The 17,048-nt window shown below is 41.0% G+C and carries 18 protein-coding genes and 2 pseudogenes; 12 read left to right on the top strand and 8 right to left on the bottom strand.

Translation table 11 applies throughout. From position 1 onward, the window contains the following. Window positions 1-124 precede the first annotated feature (124 nt). Window positions 125-511, bottom strand: a pseudogene (locus tag AC1F2U_RS19680) (Uma2 family endonuclease); the annotation flags it as partial. 153 nt (window positions 512-664) lie between these two features. On the opposite strand from AC1F2U_RS19680, the gene fni reads away from it, so the two are divergent. Both fni and sppA read left to right on the top strand, forming a co-directional pair. After that, complete coding sequence (gene fni, locus AC1F2U_RS19675; RefSeq protein ID WP_480262615.1) at window positions 665-1,735, top strand: type 2 isopentenyl-diphosphate Delta-isomerase; 1,071 nt, start codon at window positions 665-667, stop codon at window positions 1,733-1,735. A 180-nt stretch (window positions 1,736-1,915) separates the two neighbouring features. Beyond that, window positions 1,916-3,751: a signal peptide peptidase SppA gene (sppA, locus tag AC1F2U_RS19670; protein ID WP_480262614.1), complete on the top strand. Its 1,836-nt coding sequence runs from the start codon at window positions 1,916-1,918 to the stop codon at window positions 3,749-3,751. A gap of 76 nt (window positions 3,752-3,827) precedes the next feature. On the opposite strand, the gene AC1F2U_RS19665 is transcribed toward sppA, so the two are convergent. Next, the gene (locus AC1F2U_RS19665; protein ID WP_480262613.1) at window positions 3,828-4,385 is read right to left on the bottom strand and encodes an HPP family protein; all 558 of its coding nucleotides are present in this window, start codon (window positions 4,383-4,385) and stop codon (window positions 3,828-3,830) included. A 531-nt stretch (window positions 4,386-4,916) separates the two neighbouring features. Here AC1F2U_RS19665 and AC1F2U_RS19660 point away from each other — a divergent pair. The 5 genes and pseudogenes from AC1F2U_RS19660 (at window position 4,917) to AC1F2U_RS19640 (ending at window position 7,911) form a co-directional block, all read left to right on the top strand. Then, entirely contained in the window at window positions 4,917-5,168 is a 252-nt protein-coding gene (locus tag AC1F2U_RS19660; RefSeq protein WP_480262612.1) for a hypothetical protein, read from the top strand. Window positions 5,169-5,183: 15 nt separating this feature from the next. Continuing rightward, entirely contained in the window at window positions 5,184-5,423 is a 240-nt protein-coding gene (locus AC1F2U_RS19655) for a hypothetical protein (protein ID WP_104909601.1), read from the top strand. A gap of 199 nt (window positions 5,424-5,622) precedes the next feature. After that, the gene (locus tag AC1F2U_RS19650) at window positions 5,623-7,221 is read left to right on the top strand and encodes an Hsp70 family protein (protein WP_480262611.1); all 1,599 of its coding nucleotides are present in this window, start codon (window positions 5,623-5,625) and stop codon (window positions 7,219-7,221) included. A 77-nt stretch (window positions 7,222-7,298) separates the two neighbouring features. Further along, window positions 7,299-7,526 (top strand): annotated as a pseudogene (locus tag AC1F2U_RS19645) (type II toxin-antitoxin system HigB family toxin); the annotation flags it as partial. Then, a complete protein-coding gene (locus AC1F2U_RS19640) occupies window positions 7,510-7,911 on the top strand; it encodes a helix-turn-helix domain-containing protein (RefSeq protein ID WP_480262610.1) in 402 nt (133 codons plus the stop codon). The pseudogene AC1F2U_RS19645 and the gene AC1F2U_RS19640, both read left to right, overlap by 17 nt. 56 nt (window positions 7,912-7,967) lie before the next feature. Here the strand turns inward: AC1F2U_RS19640 and AC1F2U_RS19635 are convergent, their stop codons facing one another. From AC1F2U_RS19635 to AC1F2U_RS19620, 4 genes are all read right to left on the bottom strand, one after another. Continuing rightward, window positions 7,968-8,531: a Uma2 family endonuclease gene (locus AC1F2U_RS19635; protein ID WP_480262609.1), complete on the bottom strand. Its 564-nt coding sequence runs from the start codon at window positions 8,529-8,531 to the stop codon at window positions 7,968-7,970. A gap of 117 nt (window positions 8,532-8,648) precedes the next feature. After that, window positions 8,649-9,182, bottom strand: a complete 534-nt coding sequence (locus AC1F2U_RS19630) for a L,D-transpeptidase (protein ID WP_480262608.1) — start codon at window positions 9,180-9,182, stop codon at window positions 8,649-8,651. Window positions 9,183-9,628: 446 nt separating this feature from the next. After that, complete coding sequence (locus AC1F2U_RS19625; RefSeq protein WP_480262607.1) at window positions 9,629-10,144, bottom strand: L,D-transpeptidase; 516 nt, start codon at window positions 10,142-10,144, stop codon at window positions 9,629-9,631. A gap of 112 nt (window positions 10,145-10,256) precedes the next feature. Next, a complete protein-coding gene (locus AC1F2U_RS19620; RefSeq protein WP_480262606.1) occupies window positions 10,257-10,889 on the bottom strand; it encodes a bifunctional 4-hydroxy-2-oxoglutarate aldolase/2-dehydro-3-deoxy-phosphogluconate aldolase in 633 nt (210 codons plus the stop codon). A gap of 268 nt (window positions 10,890-11,157) precedes the next feature. Here AC1F2U_RS19620 and AC1F2U_RS19615 point away from each other — a divergent pair, with 268 nt between their 5' ends. From AC1F2U_RS19615 to AC1F2U_RS19595, 5 genes are all read left to right on the top strand, one after another. Next, entirely contained in the window at window positions 11,158-11,424 is a 267-nt protein-coding gene (locus AC1F2U_RS19615) for a hypothetical protein (protein WP_480262605.1), read from the top strand. Between the two features lie 477 nt (window positions 11,425-11,901). Continuing rightward, a complete protein-coding gene (locus AC1F2U_RS19610) occupies window positions 11,902-12,174 on the top strand; it encodes a GlsB/YeaQ/YmgE family stress response membrane protein (RefSeq protein ID WP_185584679.1) in 273 nt (90 codons plus the stop codon). Between the two features lie 513 nt (window positions 12,175-12,687). Further along, window positions 12,688-13,515, top strand: coding sequence for a metallophosphoesterase (locus AC1F2U_RS19605; RefSeq protein ID WP_480262604.1), 828 nt, complete (start codon window positions 12,688-12,690; stop codon window positions 13,513-13,515). Between the two features lie 219 nt (window positions 13,516-13,734). Further along, window positions 13,735-14,568, top strand: a complete 834-nt coding sequence (locus AC1F2U_RS19600; protein ID WP_480262603.1) for a metallophosphoesterase — start codon at window positions 13,735-13,737, stop codon at window positions 14,566-14,568. A gap of 9 nt (window positions 14,569-14,577) precedes the next feature. Beyond that, window positions 14,578-14,721, top strand: coding sequence for a hypothetical protein (locus AC1F2U_RS19595; RefSeq protein ID WP_480262602.1), 144 nt, complete (start codon window positions 14,578-14,580; stop codon window positions 14,719-14,721). Window positions 14,722-15,133: 412 nt separating this feature from the next. Here AC1F2U_RS19595 and AC1F2U_RS19590 read toward each other — a convergent pair whose 3' ends face one another. Continuing rightward, window positions 15,134-15,883: a hypothetical protein gene (locus tag AC1F2U_RS19590; protein WP_480262601.1), complete on the bottom strand. Its 750-nt coding sequence runs from the start codon at window positions 15,881-15,883 to the stop codon at window positions 15,134-15,136. A 524-nt stretch (window positions 15,884-16,407) separates the two neighbouring features. After that, the gene (locus AC1F2U_RS19585; RefSeq protein WP_480262600.1) at window positions 16,408-17,019 is read right to left on the bottom strand and encodes a DnaJ domain-containing protein; all 612 of its coding nucleotides are present in this window, start codon (window positions 17,017-17,019) and stop codon (window positions 16,408-16,410) included. Window positions 17,020-17,048: the final 29 nt, after the last annotated feature.

Below are 17,048 nucleotides of genomic sequence, written 5' to 3'. Positions count from 1 at the left end.
GACCAACCAATCATAAGTAATCATAATCTATACTATGTCTGCTGGTTAGAGGATTCTGTGTTTACTAGTATTATAAGCTATCAGTATTTTAGCGATCGCCCTTTTGGAAAAACTTTTTGGTTTACTGATAATATTTAAACTTATCTGTTTTGTCATAATTTTTAGTTGAATTTGATAAGACTTCAACAATTAATAAAGGATTAGTAATAGTTGTTGTACCTGTTGCCTCATAAATAGGTTTACCTTTGATGACTATAATATCAGGATAAGTATAGAGGCGATAACGGGGTATTGATACTTTAATATTGCTTATATATATGTCATAATCTTGTCCTTGCACTGTTAGAGGAAATTTTCGACAAAAATTTCCGGCAATTTTATTGTGATTAGTTGTCTCTCCTATTATTGGGATAATTTCTCCGTCTCTGTATTCATTTTTATATTCAGCTTTTTCTTCTAATTCCAAATATTCTTCTGGGGTGTAGTAGCGCTTTTCTGTTTGTAAAACCATATTAATTAACTCATAAAATGAGGGAATGGATATGTTATCAATAGCGTAACGTACCCGAAAGATAGCGAAAATAAATATTTTTGTTATACAAATACGGTTGCAGACAATGTAACAATAGCGATCGCAAGCCAATACTTTTAGCCATACCCACCAGTGAACGCCCCTACCAACATCTCTGCACAAACTCAAAATCGCAAAGCCGATCACATTCGCATCTGTTTAGAAGAAGATGTTCAGTCTCATCAAATCACCAATGGACTAGAACGTTATCGTTTCACCCATTCTTGCTTACCCGAACTCAACCACGACGATATTGATATCAGTACAACTTTCCTGGGGAAACACCTTGGCGCACCTTTGTTAATTTCTTCCATGACTGGCGGAACAGAACAAGCCGCAATGATTAACCAACGTCTGGCCCAAGTCGCGCAACACTACAAAATTGCGATGGGTGTTGGTTCCCAGCGCGTAGCGGTGGAAAAACCCCAGGTGGCTGATACTTTTGCTGTCCGCAAGTATGCCCCCGATGTTCTGCTATTTGCGAACTTGGGCGCTGTCCAACTTAACTATAAGTATGGCTTAGATGAATGTTTGCGCGTAGTTGATATCCTAGAGGCTGATGCCCTGATTTTACACATTAACCCTCTACAAGAGTGCATTCAACCCAAAGGTGATACTAATTTTCGGGGTTTGATTGACAAGATATCTGATTTGTGCAGCAAACTGCCAGTACCAGTGATTGCGAAAGAAGTTGGTAACGGCATTTCAGCAGCGATCGCTAACAAACTAATCGCCGCCGGTGTAGCAGCAATTGATGTCGCGGGTGCGGGGGGTACTTCTTGGGCAAAAGTAGAAAGCGAACGGGCAGAAAATCCCTTGCAACGTCGCTTAGGGATGACGTTTGCCGATTGGGGTTTACCGACAGCAGAGTGTATTACAACTATTAGAGCGATGTCTACGACGGGCTACGCCTACGCCAAAGATGTGCCTTTAATTGCTTCGGGAGGTTTGCGTCATGGATTGGATGTTGCAGCCGCGATCGCCTTGGGAGCAGATATAGCTGGTTTAGCAATGCCTTTTCTGCAAGCAGCAGCAATATCAGAGACAGCAGTTGCGGAACTCGCTGAGGTATTAATCGCTGAAATCACCACAGTCTTATTTTGTACTGGCAATGCCACCTTGTATCAGTTAAAGCACTCTGGCAGTTTACAGCGCATAGAATAGGTAAATAGGTCATTTGTCATTTGTAAATGCCCAATGCTCCTCAAGAGTGTTGAGTAATGAGTAATGAGTAATGAGTAATGAGTAATGAGTGGGGAATCTCACTTTTTTACTCAGAACTGGCTCAATGCCGCGCTACCGCTAACGAAACTGTTTTACCCAATAACTAATAACTAATAACTAATGCGTAATTTTATCAAACAAACTTTTGCTAGTTTAGTTGGCACTTTACTAGGACTAATTATTTTCGCTGGTCTGGGAACCACTGGACTGTTCTTGCTGATATTGGCTGCTAGCTCGTCTAAAGATACTGGGCCTTATGTGAAAAATAAGTCAGTGTTGGTTTTTGACTTGTCAATGAAAATTACTGATGGCGAGCCTAGTTCAGGCCAACTGTTTCAAAACACAATATCAGGTGTCGATGAAGATAGAATGGCACTCCGCAAAGTTGTGGAAACTTTGGAAAAGGCGCGGCGCGATCCGCGCATTGTCGGGATTTATCTGGATGCAACGAACACAAGCCAAGCTGGTAATGTCGGCTATGCCTCTCTAAAAGAAATTCGGAAAGCGCTGGAGGAGTTTCGCGCTGCGGGAAAAAAGATTGTGGCTTATGGCAGTGATTGGAGTGAAAAGGAATATTACGTTAGTTCAGTGGCAGATTCCATTGTCCTTAACCCTCTAGGAATGATGGAAGTCAACGGTTTGAGTTCACAACCAATGTTTCTAGCAGGAGCGTTGCAGAAGTATGGCATTGGCGTTCAAGTCGTGCGAGTAGGGAAATTTAAGGGAGCCGTTGAACCATTTATTCTCAACAAGTTGAGTCCAGAAAACCGCGAACAAACTCAGAAATTGTTGGATGATGTTTGGGGAGAGTGGCGCACTGCTGTCGGCGCAAGTCGTAAAATTGAACCCAATAAGTTGCAAGCGATCGCAGATAATCAGTCCTTATTAGAAGCCACACAAGCTAAAACTAACGGTTTAGTCGATCTAGTACAATACCCCGATGAAGTTGTCGCTGACCTGAAAAAGTTGACAAATAGCGATAAAGAAGACAAAACATTCCGACAAATTAGCCTGAATAGCTACGCACAAGTTTCTGGTAAATCTTTTGGTGTAGAACGTAACTCCAAAAATCAAATTGCCGTTGTTTATGCTGAGGGCGAGATTGTCGATGGCAAAGGAGAAGATGGGCAAGTAGGAGGCGATCGCTTTGCGAAAATCTTCAACAAGCTGCGACAAGATAAAGATGTGAAGGCTGTTGTATTACGAATTAATAGTCCTGGTGGTAGCGCTACCGCAGCCGAAGTCATGCAGCGAGAAGTGAAATTAACTCGTGAGGTAAAACCAGTTGTAGTATCAATGGGTGATGTTGCCGCCTCTGGTGGTTATTGGATTGCTAGCGACTCTAATCGCATTTTTGCAGAACCAAATACCATTACAGGTTCTATAGGGGTGTTTGGAATCTTATTCAATGGGGAAAAGCTGGCCAGCAATAATGGTATTACTTGGGATTCAGTGAAAACCGCACGCTATGCTGATAGTCAAACAGTTTCGCGTCCGAAATCGCCTCAAGAGTTAGAAATTTATCAGCGCAGTGTTAACCGGATTTATAATATGTTTCTGAATAAAGTTTCTCAAGGTCGGAAACTCCCAGAACAAAAAGTAGCAGAAATTGCCCAAGGAAGGGTTTGGTCGGGTGAAGCGGCCAAAGAAATTGGTTTGGTGGATGAAATTGGCGGTTTGAATACTGCGATCGCATACACTGTCAAGGAGGCGAAACTAGGAGAAGACTGGGAAGTGCAAGAATATCCTCGCACTAGCAGCTTCGGAGAACGCTTTTTTGGGCGGGCAACAGAAGAGGCGCGGACTGCTTTCGGGATTGAGTCAGCGCAACTCAAACAATCCAATCCCCTCACCGCTGAATTTCAGAAATTACAACAGGAAGTAGAGATTCTGCAAAAGATGAACGATCCGCAAGGAGTTTACGCCCGTTTGCCTTTTAACTTGAAAATTGAGTAATTTTTTGTAGGGGTAACTCATGAATTGCCCCTACATTTTGTACTTAATACGATTAATTTTGCTCTAGAGATTAATGTTATAACCAGTGCTTTGGATACGTCCTTTCTGCTGCTAAATTATTAAAGATCACAGCGCATAGCACTAGAATCATCGATCCCTCAAAGGCAGGTGTTAGCAGAAATTGCCAGTCCGGTTTCGTCATCATAACGACTAATGCAACAGCACCTGAAGGTGGGTGTACAGTTCCGGTAAACTGCATAATTGCGATCGCACTAGAAACAGCCATACCCATTGCCAAGGGAGAGGAACCGAAAAAATGCAGAATTATCAGACTCACTATAGCAGCTAAAAGATTACCCCCAATGACATTACGAGGTTGAGCCAAAGGGCTGTCAGGGACACCAAAGATCAAGACACTTGTAGCACCAAAAGGAGCCATCAGCAAAGGAGAATTAGTTTTGACAGCAAGGTAGGACGTTGCTGTGATGGCTAAAAAACTACCGATCCAACTCCAAAAAACATGCCGATGATGAGGTCTTTCTATTGGACAGCTTAGCGGACACGAGCGCCATCTACCAAAGGTTTTAAACCAATAATTTTGCCACTTCAACCGAACTTTTTTACTATCGATCATGAATCAACCACTCGATACTCATGACTCCTTGAATTGACTGAGCAAGGCTTTGCTTAAGTTACAATAACATGACATTTAGGAAAAAAATCTCTAAAAAGTATCTAAATACACAGATTTTTTTGTTTTATTGGAGTTTTGCCTAAATAGGCTAATTTGAACAGCGAGGCGGATGAGTTGGCCTTGCCAAGGTCGTAATCAGGAGAACGCTTTTTTGGGCAGGCAACACAAGAAGCGCGGACTGCTTTCGGAACTAAGGGGACGCAACTCAAACAATCCAATCCCCTCGCTGCTGAATTTCAGAAATTACAACAGGAAGTAGAGATTCTGCAAAAGATGAACTATCTACAGGGGGTTTACGCCCGCTTGCCTTTCAACTTGAAGATTGAGTAGATATTTTTTTGAGCATCAGTGAGCAACAACTCACGCAATACTACGTCAAACTAGTTTTGAGGATTTGTAGTAAGGATTTTAGTCCTTGTTTTCTCAGGACTAAAGTCCTTACTACGAAATTGTTTACCCATCACTTTAAACTTGACAGATCGTTACGGCGAGGCGCATGAGTTGGCCTCGCCAGCCATAAACCAGCTGACATTTTTTGCCTGGATGTGTAAAGTAGTTGAGAGTAAACTACAATTTCCAACCTTTGACAGAATTTTAGATTTGGATTTTACTGAAGCAGCCCGCTTAAATAGTGGCTCAAGTATGGAAAAATCTGAAATTTTTGATTTAAATCCAAGTGTATTTACATACCTATCCAATTTAAAGTCTAAAATACAAAATTGAGTAAAACATCCATCTATGGCTAGAAAAACACAACGTCTTTTGCTGCTAATTGTTTCTTGTAGTATCACTGGTGTAATTTTAGGAGGTACTGCTGGTTGGGCAGAAAGTAGTCTCTGCCTGGAAGACAGTAAGGTTACAAGTGAGTGCCTAACTCAAGATCCATTCCAAAAAACTATCCAAGGAATGAGTACTGGATTGTTAGCTGGGGCTGGGGCAGCTTTTGGTGCAGTCTGGCAGTTACGGAATGAAGATTGAGCTTACACCAAGAGTTAGGAGTTAGGAGTTAGGAGTTTCGCCAAATCATTTTTTGCGTAAGCGTAGCCCAATCTAGGCATCGCATTGTTGATTTTCTTAAACTGCCCTTAGATCATTAATTGCATTGTTGGTGGGTTATGGAGAATAATCACAAATAAAGCAGCTTTGGCATCTTCGTGCGAGAGAATAAATATAAAATATGGCGATCGCAATCGATTTTGGTACTAGCAACACAGTCATTGCTCGTTGGAACCCTGTAACCCAGCAGCCAGAAACCCTGACTCTACCAGGCTTATCAATCAAACAAAGTCTCAATCCGCCACTGATTCCCAGCTTGGTTTATGTTGAAGACGCAGCCCAAAATAAAGTCTTAGTCGGGCAACAAGTACGCGATCGCGGTTTTGACCTCAAGGGCGAAACGCGATTTTTCCGCAGCTTCAAACGCGGTATTGGTGCAGATATTCAAGGTTTCTTACCCGAACTAGATGGGCAAATTGTCACCTTTGAACAAGTAGGGCAATGGTTCCTTACTCAAGTCATTGAAGAACTAGCACCCCTGGAAGGTGGATTAGATTCTCTGGTGTTAACCGTACCTGTAGACAGTTTTGAAGCCTATCGTCATTGGTTGGGGACAGTATGTCAAAGCCTCCCTGTCGAACAAGTACGAATGCTGGATGAACCCACAGCCGCCGCTTTAGGTTATGGCTTGGCAGATCGAGAAATTCTCTTGGTGATTGACTTTGGTGGCGGTACTTTGGATTTTTCCCTTGTCCGGTTGGATAGAGGTGCCCAAGCAACCACCAAACCGCTGGGATTTATCCTGAAATGGGGTAATAAGTCTCTGGCTGAAGATTCAAAACAAAAAGTCAAAACTGCCCGTGTACTGGCGAAAGCTGGGCAAAATCTAGGCGGTACTGATATTGATAATTGGTTAGTAGATTACTTCGCTAAAACTCAAGAGTTGGCGGTAAGTCCGTTGACAACAAGATTGGCAGAACGGGTAAAAATTCAGCTATCAACCCAAAACCAAGCTAGTGAAGTTTATTTTGACGATGAGACATTTGAAAGTTATGAACTGGAACTAAACCGCGACACTTTTGACGAAATCCTCAAAGAACACGCCTTTTTTGAGTTATTGGATGAGTCGATGACGACACTGTTGCAGCAAGCAAGACGGCAAGGGATAGAACTTCCAGATATTAATGCAGTTTTGTTAGTTGGTGGCACAGTACAATTGCCAGCAGTGCAGACATGGATTAAACAGTATTTTGAGCCAGAAAAAATCCGTTGCGAACGTCCCTTTGAAGCGATCGCTCAAGGTGCATTACAGTTAGCACAAGGCGTCCAAATCAAAGACTTTCTCTACCATAGTTATGGTATCCGTTACTGGGATCGCCGCAATCAGCGTCACAAATGGCATTCTTTAATTAAAGCTGGACAGGCATATCCAATGAGTCAGCCAGTGGAATTAGTCTTAGGCGCTTCTGTGGAAAATCAACCCAGTATTGAACTAATTATGGGAGAATTGGGAGCAGATACAGGTAGTACTGAAGTTTATTTTGATGGCGATCGCTTGATTACTCGCCGTATGGACAATAATGAAACCAACGTCAAACCCCTCAACGATCGAGAAGGTGCGAAGACAATTGCCCAACTCACACCAACCGGATATCCTGGAAGCGATCGCATCAAAATCCTCTTTCAAGTTGATGAACAACGCTTTTTGCGAATCACCGTTGAAGACTTGTTAACTAATGACACACTTTTGGAGAATCAACTTGTGGCACAGTTGAGTTAGATATAATGCACATCATTAGTCGGAAAAAGCTGCGCTAATTTTGCCAAAATTATGCTGATTCCTGTGATGCACTTAAAAACTGGTACAAGGCTGCCAATAAAGCTACATGGAATAATCTTGCCCAAGTGCAAGCAGTTTATCCTCAAACAGAAGCTGTTGGTAATTTTACTGTTTTTAATATCAAAGGCAACAAATACCGTCTGATAGTTGATTTGGTTTATAGTGACCAAATAATTTATCTTAAATACATTTTGACGCTCGCAGAATACGATAAGGATAAATGGAAAAATGACCCTTACTTTTAACCGTGAAACTTATGCTAGTTTGCTTGCCAAATATCAACCCAAGGTTATTAAAACAGATGAAGAAAACGAGCAAGCTATTACACTAGCTGAGGAACTGTCTCATCGAGTTAACCGAACTTTGGAAGAGTCGGCATTATTAGACCTGTTGATCGCTCTGATAGAAAAACATGAGGATGAGCATTATCCAATGGGAGAATCAACAGCACACTCAATGTTCCTCCATCTAATCGATGCTCAGAGTGTTAAGGAAGCTGAGTTAGTAGCAATTCTTGGTTCAAGAGAGGTTGTTTCTGAAGTTATGAGTGGAAAACAAGAAATTACTCAGGAGATGGCTAAGGTCTTAGGGAACTTTTTTCACGTTGATACTAGTTTGTTTCAGAATTAAGCGATGTCTACGACGGGCTACGCCTACGCTTTTTCATCATTCCAGCCGAGTTATTTCTATTTGTCCATTTTTAACCATCCAAAAACTTGATTGACAGTTAATGCAAGTTGAATTTCTGGTAATACAGGCAAAAAATCTTCTCCCTGGAGTAGCACTGGCTGCTGCTCCGGTAGAAATACCAAAATACTGAGGTCATCAGGGTCAAGAAACCATCCTAGACGACTGCCATACTTCAGACAGTGAAGAATGTTCCCAATTACTTTGTTAGGTTTTTGTTCTGGCGAGAGAATCTCAATCGTCCAGTCTGGTGAAAGTTCAAAATTATCAGGTACTTCATCGTCAACTGTGAACGGTATGCGTTCCCACAGAAATATAGCTACATCAGGTACAATTGAGCGATCGCCAAAAGTACACCGTAATTCGGGAAACGCATAGGCAATCTTTTGATTCTCCGTGACTTCATTAACAACAGCACAGAGTTTGCCTTGTAAGCGGCTGTGTCTCCCTTTTGGCATTGGCTTTTGAATAATCTCTCCGTTAATATATTCACTCGCAGGCTTTGTTTCTGGGAGCTTCAGAAACTCTTCCAATGTGAGAGGTTGAGTAATTATGACGCTCATAGCTCCTGAATCCCTTGAAGATTGTTTTTAGTCTAGCAAGATGTATAGACAGGTGCTTAACTCCATGAACGCACCCGTCTAGACATCAAAGGAAGAATTGCAACTCTTAATTACGAATTATTTCCGCACCACTACTAAAGTTCCTGTTGAAGCCCAGTTGTAAAGATTACGAGCTTGCTTAACAGGTAAATTGACGCAACCATGACTGACTGGAGTTCCAAAACGGTTATGCCAATAAGCGCCGTGAATAGCATACCCTCTGTAGAAATACATTGTGTAAGGAACGTCAGGAATATTGTAGCCTCTGCCTCGCATCCGGTGAGTACGATACTTAGAATTAATCCGAAATCTACCTATGGGTGTAGGAGTTGCTCGCTTACCTCCAGAAATGCGATATGAATGAACAAGTTTATGACCTTCCCATGCACGTAAACGTTGCTCTGACAAATCAATTTCAATCCAGCGAGGTTGGCTAATATTATTAGATACAGTGATGCTGTTTTCATCGACTGACGTGGCTGTTGCTGTAGTCGAGTTGGGTGTGCCTGTTAACGGCGATGACCAAGAGAATAAAGTCACCACCATCAGCGCCACACCTGTACAAAAAGTTCCTGAAGAACGAATTCCACCACTGCGAATCCAGGATTGCATTATGCCACCTTCTAAACTACGCAAAAATCATTAAGTGAAGTAATTTTCTGGAAAACTACAAATTTCCAGAAAATTACTTGCTTTCTGTGCAGGATTTACGCAGTTCATCTTTTATTTGTCACTTGTCATTTATTCTTGGTTAAATGATGACTAATAACCAATGACTAATAACAAAGGACAATCTTTACAAAAATCTGTCATTTAAATGCTTAAATACAAACTTTCCCCAAATTTATATTTGCATTTGTAATTTCATACAGTAATTGTCAGGATTTCCGCTTATTTTTTAGGCAAATAGTTAAATGCCCTTTTCTAGATTTTATTTCAATTTCAGTAATTGCGACTCCGAAGATTCCCAGCATAAAATATTGCTGGGAATCACTGAATTGTCTTGATTTGTTGTTATTTATAATTTTACCAAAATTGCTTTTTGGCTGCTTCACCTATTATTTATGAATGACTATTGGTGTCCCTACCGATGCCCACTCGAATAGCCATTTAGCATGTTTAGGTGCAATATTCACACAGCCGTGGCTCACTGGAGTGCCAAATCTTTTATGCCAATAAGCTCCGTGAATAGCGTAATTACCTTGGTAAAACATCGCATAAGGAACGTTGGGAACATTGTAGTTTTCTCCCTGCATCCGCGTAGTTTTAAACTTAGATTGAACCTTAAAAGTACCGACAAGAGTAGGAGTGGCTTTTTTGCCAGAGGAAATAGCACTTCCATAAACAACTTTGTCACCTTGCCAAGCTATTAATCTTTGCTTGGAAAGGTCGATTTGAATCCAGCGCTGATTTGATTGTTGTAATGTCTGGATTTTTTGTGCAATCACTTGAGTTTTGGAACTCGCCCAAACTTCACTGGTTCCAGTAGTAGTAAAAACACTTAGGGACAGTACTGTACCAGTGAGGATTATTTGTAAGCGACGCACCCAGTCAGGAGAAATTTGTCTTTTCATTTTAGATACACTCACACTCAAATCATGGGGTCTTGAGAAACTTATCAGGTTTCACCTTTATTTCCCGATCTATTACTTTAATAGACGTGAATTTTGATGATTTGATTCTAAGTTAACCTAACTGTTGCATTAGGTTTTTTGCCTGAGTTGCGATCGCTGACCAATTTCCCTCTATGACAAGCTTTTTAGGAAATAATTCCCCGCTCAAACCAACAGCGATCGCTCCGGCTTGCAAAAATTCTTTCGCATTTTTGAGAGTGACACCACCAGTAGGAATTAAGGGAATCTGACCTAGTGGCCCTTGCAAACTCTTGATATAATCAGCCCCTCCCACTGCCTGCACGGGAAACACTTTTACACAACTAGCGCCTTGACTCCAAGCGGTAACAATTTCTGTAGGAGTCAGCGCTCCTGGTATAATAGGCACATTTTTTTCTTGTGCTGCTTGAATCATTGCCGAATCAACATGGGGTGTGAAAAGGAATTGCGCCCCAGATGCGATCGCATCTTGTAACTGCTGCACATTAAATAGCGTACCAGTGCCAATAATACAGGCTGGTAATTCCGAACGTAGTTGACTGATTAATTCCCCAGCGCGATCGCTATTCCAGGTAATCTCAATTAGCTGCACTCCCCCAGATGCTACAGCCATTGCCATTTGTTGTCCCAGTTCCATTTGAGGGGCGCGGATAACTGCGATCGCTCGGTGTTTTTCCAACTGTGATAACCAAATTTGATTAAGCATTTTGACTAGAGATTGGGGACTGGGAGTAAAGATTGATACTAAAGAATAGTTTTCAATCTAGTAAATACTAATTTTTAATACTAATGTTCAATGCCCCTCAAGAGTGCTGAGTAATGTTAGCACAACTGTTTTGCCCTATTCCCAATGCCCTTAAAACTTGCTTATTGCATCAAGCTATGAGATATTACATATAAATAACATAAAACCTATAGTGTTACCGTAGTTTAGAATTAATGTCTCAGCATTTGGGTTTAAAGGAGTAATTAAAATGACAATTGCACGACAAAACACAGCAGTATCCTTACCAATCACCATTTACGATTCTGAAAGCGCTGATATAGCTAATTTATGGAAGCTTATGCGACTAGGTGCAAATGACTTTTGGTGGCGTACTAAGTCATATACAACGATTCTGGGCGTTATGCTACTAACCTTAGTAAGTCTGATTTTTCTAAGTATGCATTGGTCTTACCGCAGACTGTTCCCATTTATCAGCCATCAAGCCATTGGTAGCGATCGCGGGATAAGCAATTAAAAGTTAAAAACTAGACATGAACTTGCAAAAGGATAGGCGATCGTCTCAATCGCCTGATTTTGCTTACTTTACATTACTTTAGAGGCAGTCTCTAAAAACTCAGCTTAATTCTTCTAGTAGAGGAGAGGGCTAATTAAAAATGCATATACTGCAATTACCAAGCAATAGTTTGTATAAGCCCCTAGTTAAAGACCTACTAGGAGCTTTTTTTTAATTGACTATCTATCTTAAATGGGTCATATAGCAGTGAGCCGACAGCTTAGAACATTGACAAATCCTAAGAGAGCGGCTGTCTGTCCACCTATCCTTAACCGACTTGTCCTAAGCAGGATGATAGCCGCAATATATTAAAAAATCTAGTAGCAATTAAACTATTCCTAATGGATATTAATAATTAATTCTGATGGTAGATTAAGTTAGAAATGAAGATCGATAAGATTTACTTGTAAGTCAAAAACGTTTACCAACTTAACAACAATGAATATTCTTGCTTGGATTGTTTTAGGTCTAATTGCTGGTGCGATCGCAAAAGCTATCTACCCTGGTCATCAAGGTGGCGGCATTCTAGGAACCATCTTGTTAGGAATCATCGGTGCTTTTGTTGGCGGTAGTTTAGGTGTATTTTTCAGTACGGGAACTTTATCTCTAGCGGCTCCTAGTCTCAGCATTCCAGGTATTGCGGTAGCAGTTCTTGGTGCAATTGTCGCAGTCTTCTTGTGGAATTTATTAACCAACCGCAGTGCTGTATAAAAAATTGCGGTCAATCAATGGCAAAGATTTAACAAATTCATTTAACTATTTTTAACTGTGAATTAAATTAAAAAATAGCGCCAGTCTGTGATAAGTCTGGCGCTGTTTTGTGATTAAAGAGGTTCTCAGTAGAGTCCAATACAGACTTTGTACCTTGCTCGTAATTACAGCAATCCTGAATTGTTAGTGAGGTTTTTCACCGATTTAGATCGCCTCGCTTCAGGTTTAATGATTCAACGGGCTAATATTTCTCTTCTTTGCCAGACGTTACGCGTAGCTTGCTTCTTCATAGGGGTATGATAGGCTGCGCTTACGCACATTAACTCTAGTCTTAAATAGTATTTTTTTACAAAATAATCTAGTAGTAAATTTGTTTTTGATTTTATTAAGTATAAATACGTTTAAGTCTATAGATTTCATGAAATTTTCAACAACTTGCACTGGTCGTTGTACACGAACTGACAATGTTTCGTTAAGCTGTAAGCGCTATGATTGAAGTTTATTGAACATTGTATGCATTGGTTGTTATCTGGGCCGTTGAGTATAGAAGCATTGACGGTTAACATTGCAGAGTTGCCTGCATCGTTACAAGGTAAAAAGCTGGTGCAGTTGTCCGATTTTCACTACGATGGTTTGCGGCTGTCGGAAGAGATGTTAGAAAAAGCGATCGCAGTGACTAATGAAGCTAAACCAGATTTAATTTTATTAACTGGTGACTACGTAACTGACGATCCGACACCAATTCACCAACTGGTACTTCGACTCAAACATTTGCAAAGTCGCAGTGGTATCTATGCTATCCTTGGCAATCACGATATATATAAACACGCAAAAGCAGAAGTTACAGAAGCCCTTACTAGCATTGGAATTCACGTCCTTTGGAACGAAATTGCCTATCCACTAGGAAAAGAATTACCACTCGTTGGACTGGCTGATTATTGGTCACGGGAGTTTCACCCCGCACCAGTTATGAACCAGCTAAACCCCGACATACCCTGCATTGTTTTATCCCACAACCCAGATACTGCGGAGATATTACAAACATGGCGAGTTGATTTACAATTATCTGGTCATACTCACGGTGGCCAAATCGTGATTCCCGGAATTGGCCCTGCGGCGTTGTTTTACGAAAAGCTTGTAAAAAAAATACCCAGAAAAGTGCGGCGTCGAGTCCTATTTTTGGAAGAAAATGTTTCTGTAGTCAACCATTGGGAATGGGCACAGGGTTTGCATCGGATAGGTAAAAATCAGCTATATGTCAATCGTGGTTTGGGAACTTACCTCCCAGGACGCTTATTTTGCCGCCCAGAAGTTACTATAATCACCCTAGAAGGTGAGTAGGTAATTCCAAATTTAACAAAAAAGAACGCAATTTCAGCAGGTACTCTGGCTAATGAGTGTCTGCAAATTCAGGCATAACCTGCTACTTTCATCGCCAAAATTTAAATCAATGAATTAATTCTATCTGAAGTAGATGACATAAATTATTGCATTTTATCAAGTTACATTTATTATTTTTGGTAAGCTGTAAGCGCTGGTATGAGGAGTATCGGTTAACTTATGCATTGGTTGTTTACGGGACATTTAAGAGTAGATAAAATAACGGTTAAGATTGCGGAACTTCCTGCATCTTTACAAGGTACAACGTTAGTACAATTGTCAGATTTTCACTACGATGGTTTGCGACTATCGGAAGAGATGTTAGAAAAAGCGATCGCACTTACTAATGAAGCTGAACCAGATTTAATTCTATTAACTGGTGACTACGTAACTGACGATCCCACACCAATCCATCAATTGGTGCTTCGACTCAAGCATCTGCAAAGTCGTTGTGGAATCTACGCCGTACTTGGGAACCACGATATCTATTACAGCCACTCCAAAGCAGAAGTTACACAAGCGTTAACCAGCATTGGAGTGCATGTGCTTTGGAATGAAATCGCCTATCCATTAGGAAAAGAATTACCATTGGTAGGACTAGCTGATTATTGGTCGCGAGAATTTTACCCCGCACCAGTGATGAATCAACTAGACTCGCTTACACCGCGCATCGTTTTATCTCATAACCCAGATACAGCCAAGATATTGCAACAATGGCGCGTAGATTTGCAACTATCTGGTCATACCCACGGTGGTCACATTGTCATTCCGGGCATTGGCCCTCTAGTACTTTATTACAAAAAACTACTCAAACAAATTCCCAAAAAATTACGGCGTTGGGTAACATTTTTATTAGGAGACTGCTCGAAAGTAGTTCGATATTGGGAGTGGGCGCAAGGGTTTCACAAGGTGGAAGAAAATCAACTATATGTCAATCGTGGTTTAGGAACTTATAAACCAGGACGTTTATTTTGTCCGCCTGAAGTGACTGTAATTACCTTAGTTAGTCATTAGTCTAAATAAATGACAAATGACAATATGACAGCCCTAACCGATCGGTGTGCAATTGAAATGTATAAGACTCAAAGCAGAAACCGCCTGAAGCTACGATGGATAAATCTCAATAGCTTGGGGCGGTTTCTTGAAGATTGGAGAATTCAGAAATGACTAACTCAAAATAAGGTGGACAGTATTCGCGATCGCTTTACTCAGAATTGCACATCCTTACATTCCAACTAGGCAGGCATTTTCTGGCTGTGCGTTCTAAAACCTCCAAAACAACTCATTGAACTTAAGGCAAAAACACATTTAACGGATGCCACAACCAATCATAGCGATCGCGAGAAGATTAGAGCAGGAGGCACAGGCTCTAACTTGAAAGTTTTTGTTTAACTTTTAACCTGTTTGTACCTTGGTCTTAATCTAGCATCGTGTTTGTTTAGCTACAAGACACCTTTACTAAACTTGAATACCATTAATTTATCGCAACAATTCAGAAATATTGCTTAAAATTTGTCCCACTTGGTAATATTGGCATTCACGCCAACATTACCAAGTGGGCTGAAATGTTCAGAAGTCTTTATTGACCAGAACCGCCTGCGGTAGAAGAACCGCTATTAGATGTACTGTTTGACTGGTCTACTCCTTGAGGTGTAGTACTTTTAGAGGTGTCACTTTTTGTACCAGGAGCAACAGTATTAGTAGAACTATCGTTCTGCGAAGCCGGAGTATTAGTAGTTGGACTCGTCGCCGGACTTTGTGTCGCTTTAGGGGCTGGCTGGGTTACAGAAGGTGCTTTTTCTGCCGCAGGCTGCTGGGGTGGAATAGTAATGTTAATATCCGGTTGGCGAGGTGCAGACGGAGGTGTAACTTGCTGTTGGGGAACAGGAACAGCAACAGGTACAGGTACTTCCCTAATGCTTTCGATTATCTTCGTTTGTGGTTGAGGAGATGCACTGGGAGTTGGATTACTCTTACTCGGAACAGGAACCACGACGGGTACAGCATTGTTAACTGCTGCGTTATTCTGCTGGTTGAAGTACCAGACCCCACCTATAACCAAACCAAGCAAGGAAGTAATGATAATACCCAACAGCAAACCACCACTAGCATTGTTTTCATCACGCTGGGCTAAATCTGCTTGCTGGTAGTTACGCTCAACATTTCGACCATGTACGTAACCATTGGTGTAAGAGTTGGGATTAGCTGTATTGTTCTTAACCGTTTCAGTGGTTCGCGTCAAGTCAGTGTGAGTATTACCATTAATATCAGTGTAAGATTCTTGCTTGACTTCACTGTTTTTGATTTCGCGTTCATTGGGAATAGACATAGCCGTTGATTTAACTCCTCAGATTAAAATATTGACGAACTAAAGCTTTGTGAAAACAAGAGGTTTTAATGAACTGAAAATATATGTTGCTGATAAATATTGAGTCTTATTTGCTACTCAACTGTTGGTAATCTCAGAATAACCTCTGCCCTCAAACAAGTGGCTCTATCTCCAGGGAGTTAATACTTAATCTTTAGAGAGTTAATACTTAATCAAGAGAAAGAGTATCCCAAAGATGGATGTTATCAAACTGTCAATTAATGCATCGATCGAAAAATCTAGCAATTTGCTTCAATTCTGTATATTTTTAATTTGTTGTTAGATGTTGCATCGCCAAAGCTTGATGGTCATATCTCAACTACCGCTAACCAAAGTTTTGCCATCAAGACTGAAAGCAACAGAGTTAACACAACAATATGACCATCGGTACTAAAAGCGATCGAACCAATATAGCTGCGCTGTTCGGCAAGAGTAACTCCAGGTCTGGTGTGGCCGCCTGAAGTGTCTTAAACTATATCTGCTGCTTATCTCCAACGCCGATTTAGCCGCAGTAAACTTTTTATCTTCTGACAAAATCTTTCTACTAGAGGTCTAGGTTTTGATACATATCTAGGCGATCGCGATCTACGCGTACTTCCCGGATTTCTTAACTCTTCTTCTATTTGTGCAGCTTTATTTAAATCTGAAGCGGCTCTATATTCGTATCCCAACTGTGAGCAAACTAGTCCACGATATTTATACGCGTCAATATAGTGAGGATTGAGACGAATTGCGTGGGTAAAATCTGCGATCGCATCCTCATATCTTCCTTGTGTAGCATTTTCTACTCCTAAAGTGTAGAAAGTTTCTGCATCCCAACGATTGACAGATATTTTTGGGGGATTTTTAGGCGAAGATGAAGATGGATTTTCAGGAATGGGAGGCTCAGATGGATTTTCAGATTTGAGCCTGTTGTAAGCTGCGTTGATTGATTTGATTTTTTCCTCAGCTTCCTGTTTTTGCCTTTGATCGACAAAGCGATCGGGATGCCAAATTTTCACCAGTTTACGGTAAGTTCGCTTTACCTGTGCTTGAGAAGCACCGGGTTTCAGCCCAAGAATTTCATAAGCATCATTGATATCAAAGCGATCGCGCATACTGAAAAAATCGGCAGTTAGATAAATCT

It is taken from the genome of Nostoc sp. LEGE 12454 (genome assembly GCF_056620565.1).
This window is presented reverse-complemented; position numbering and strand designations above follow the sequence as displayed.

Bases quoted from the DNA above. Each gene is read 5' to 3' on its own strand.
- AC1F2U_RS19605 (WP_480262604.1), top strand. From the start codon at position 12,688: ATGCATTGGTTGTTATCTGGGCCGTTGAGTATAGAAGCATTGACGGTT.
- AC1F2U_RS19630 (WP_480262608.1), bottom strand. From the start codon at position 9,182: ATGCAATCCTGGATTCGCAGTGGTGGAATTCGTTCTTCAGGAACTTTT.
- AC1F2U_RS19655 (WP_104909601.1), top strand. From the start codon at position 5,184: ATGGCTAGAAAAACACAACGTCTTTTGCTGCTAATTGTTTCTTGTAGT.
- AC1F2U_RS19600 (WP_480262603.1), top strand. From the start codon at position 13,735: ATGCATTGGTTGTTTACGGGACATTTAAGAGTAGATAAAATAACGGTT.
- AC1F2U_RS19615 (WP_480262605.1), top strand. From the start codon at position 11,158: ATGACAATTGCACGACAAAACACAGCAGTATCCTTACCAATCACCATT.
- AC1F2U_RS19590 (WP_480262601.1), bottom strand. From the start codon at position 15,883: ATGTCTATTCCCAATGAACGCGAAATCAAAAACAGTGAAGTCAAGCAA.
- AC1F2U_RS19595 (WP_480262602.1), top strand. From the start codon at position 14,578: ATGACAAATGACAATATGACAGCCCTAACCGATCGGTGTGCAATTGAA.
- AC1F2U_RS19585 (WP_480262600.1), bottom strand. From the start codon at position 17,019: ATGCGCGATCGCTTTGATATCAATGATGCTTATGAAATTCTTGGGCTG.
- AC1F2U_RS19650 (WP_480262611.1), top strand. From the start codon at position 5,623: ATGGCGATCGCAATCGATTTTGGTACTAGCAACACAGTCATTGCTCGT.
- AC1F2U_RS19665 (WP_480262613.1), bottom strand. From the start codon at position 4,385: ATGATCGATAGTAAAAAAGTTCGGTTGAAGTGGCAAAATTATTGGTTT.
- sppA (WP_480262614.1), top strand. From the start codon at position 1,916: ATGCGTAATTTTATCAAACAAACTTTTGCTAGTTTAGTTGGCACTTTA.
- AC1F2U_RS19640 (WP_480262610.1), top strand. From the start codon at position 7,510: ATGACCCTTACTTTTAACCGTGAAACTTATGCTAGTTTGCTTGCCAAA.
- AC1F2U_RS19610 (WP_185584679.1), top strand. From the start codon at position 11,902: ATGAATATTCTTGCTTGGATTGTTTTAGGTCTAATTGCTGGTGCGATC.
- AC1F2U_RS19620 (WP_480262606.1), bottom strand. From the start codon at position 10,889: ATGCTTAATCAAATTTGGTTATCACAGTTGGAAAAACACCGAGCGATC.
- AC1F2U_RS19635 (WP_480262609.1), bottom strand. From the start codon at position 8,531: ATGAGCGTCATAATTACTCAACCTCTCACATTGGAAGAGTTTCTGAAG.
- AC1F2U_RS19625 (WP_480262607.1), bottom strand. From the start codon at position 10,144: ATGAAAAGACAAATTTCTCCTGACTGGGTGCGTCGCTTACAAATAATC.